Genomic DNA, 1,454 nt, shown 5'->3' with positions numbered 1-1,454 from the left:
CGAGGCGGCGCTGCGCGCGATGGCCACCAGCTATCCCTACGACCAGCACGAGGACGGGCAGATCTCGCTGCGCAGCCATCCCAACGAGATCAGCGAGCAGCTCAAGCGCCACCTCGACGAACGCCTGACCCAGGCCGGCGTGGACGTGATCGAGGCGCGCATCAGCCACCTCGCCTACGCCCCGGAGATCGCCCAGGCGATGCTGCAGCGGCAGCAGGCCAATGCGGTGATCGCCGCGCGCACGCGCATCGTCGCCGGCGCGGTGGGCATGGTCGAGATGGCCCTGGCCGAACTGCAGAAGAACGGCGTGGTCGAACTGGACGAGGAGCGCAAGGCGCACATGGTCAGCAACCTGCTGACCGTGCTGTGCTCGGACCGCGGCACCCAGCCGATCGTCAACGCCGGCTCGCTGTACTGAGGTGCCGATGTCCATGCACGCCGCCATCGCGCCGCTGGCGCTCGCCCTCTCCGGCCTGCCGGCCCTGGTCATCGCCGCCTGGGTCGGCGGCAAGGGCGACGACCGCGCGCGCGGGCTGGGCCTGCGCTGGGCGCTGATCGGCCTGGCGATCCTGCTCGGCGCCGCGGCGCTGTACTGGAGCGGCGGCCAGCGCGCCGGCGTCTATGCGGTGGCGATCGCACTGCTGCTGGTGGTGAACGCGCTGATCGTGTCGATGCTGCTGCACCTGCGGCGCAGCGACGCCGCGCGGCGGGAGCGGTCATGAGCGAGAAGAAGGCCTATCCGCTGCGCATCAACGCCGACGTGCTGGCGGCGGCGCAGCGCTGGGCCGACGACGAACTGCGCAGCCTCAACGCGCAGATCGAATACGTGTTGCGCGACGCGCTGCGCAAGGCGGGCCGGCTGCCCAAGCCGCGTGACGACAAGGAACCGGAAGCATGAGCAAGCGCTGGGAATACCTCACCGTCGAGGCCAAGACCACGCTGATGCTGGGCCTGAAACTGGACGAACTGCAGGCCGACCTGAACAATCACGGCAAGCTCGGCTGGGAACTGGTCAACATCGTCGCACTGCCGGGCACCAAACCGCTGCTGATGTTCAAGCGGGAGGTCTGACATGCGCCGGCATCGGGTCCTCGCGGCTTTGCTGACGGCGCTGCTGGCGCCGCTCACGGCGCTGGCGGCGGCGCCACAACAGACCGCCAGCGCGCTGCTGGATCGCCTGCAGGCCGGCGACCTGGCCGCGGTCGAGGCCGAGTTCACCCCGGCGATGGCCAAGGCGGTGCCACCCGAAAAGCTGGCCCAGGCCTGGCGCACGCTGTCCACGCAACTGGGCGCGCTGCAGCAGCGCGTCCCGGCCAGCGAACGCGAGCAGCACGGGCTGCGCGTGATCGAACAGCGCCTGCAGTTCGAGCGTGGCGCACTGCTGGCGCATGTGTCGATCGACGCGGACGGCAAGATCGCCGGCCTGCTGTTCACTCCCGCACCACCGCCGGCGC

At 70.4% G+C, this 1,454-nt stretch carries 5 protein-coding genes; all 5 read left to right on the top strand.

Features of this window, described 5'->3' with window-relative positions; all coding sequences use genetic code 11:
* The coding region (locus CEK68_RS20795) for an SPFH domain-containing protein (RefSeq protein WP_255424791.1) at nt 1-418 on the top strand (418 nt) is incomplete at its 5' end.
* Between the two features lie 13 nt (nt 419-431).
* Complete coding sequence (locus CEK68_RS20790; protein ID WP_152240524.1) at nt 432-722, top strand: hypothetical protein; 291 nt, start codon at nt 432-434, stop codon at nt 720-722.
* Nucleotides 719-898 (top strand): hypothetical protein, encoded by a 180-nt coding sequence (locus CEK68_RS20785; protein ID WP_010341193.1) that lies wholly within the window; start codon nt 719-721, stop codon nt 896-898. The genes CEK68_RS20790 and CEK68_RS20785 overlap by 4 nt, the downstream gene beginning before the upstream one ends.
* Complete coding sequence (locus tag CEK68_RS20780) at nt 895-1,071, top strand: DUF4177 domain-containing protein (protein WP_152240523.1); 177 nt, start codon at nt 895-897, stop codon at nt 1,069-1,071. Before CEK68_RS20785 ends, CEK68_RS20780 begins: the two co-directional genes overlap by 4 nt.
* 1 nt (nt 1,072) lies before the next feature.
* A partial coding sequence (locus CEK68_RS20775; protein WP_152240522.1) for a DUF3887 domain-containing protein occupies nt 1,073-1,454 on the top strand: 382 nt, incomplete at its 3' end.

This window comes from Xanthomonas sp. LMG 12461 (assembly GCF_009192935.1).
GTDB classification, from domain to species: Bacteria; Pseudomonadota; Gammaproteobacteria; order Xanthomonadales; family Xanthomonadaceae; genus Xanthomonas_A; species Xanthomonas_A sontii.
This window is presented reverse-complemented; position numbering and strand designations above follow the sequence as displayed.

Coding starts and splice junctions, on each gene's coding strand:
- CEK68_RS20780 (WP_152240523.1), top strand. CDS start 895: ATGAGCAAGCGCTGGGAATACCTCACCGTCGAGGCCAAGACCACGCTG.
- CEK68_RS20785 (WP_010341193.1), top strand. CDS start 719: ATGAGCGAGAAGAAGGCCTATCCGCTGCGCATCAACGCCGACGTGCTG.
- CEK68_RS20790 (WP_152240524.1), top strand. CDS start 432: ATGCACGCCGCCATCGCGCCGCTGGCGCTCGCCCTCTCCGGCCTGCCG.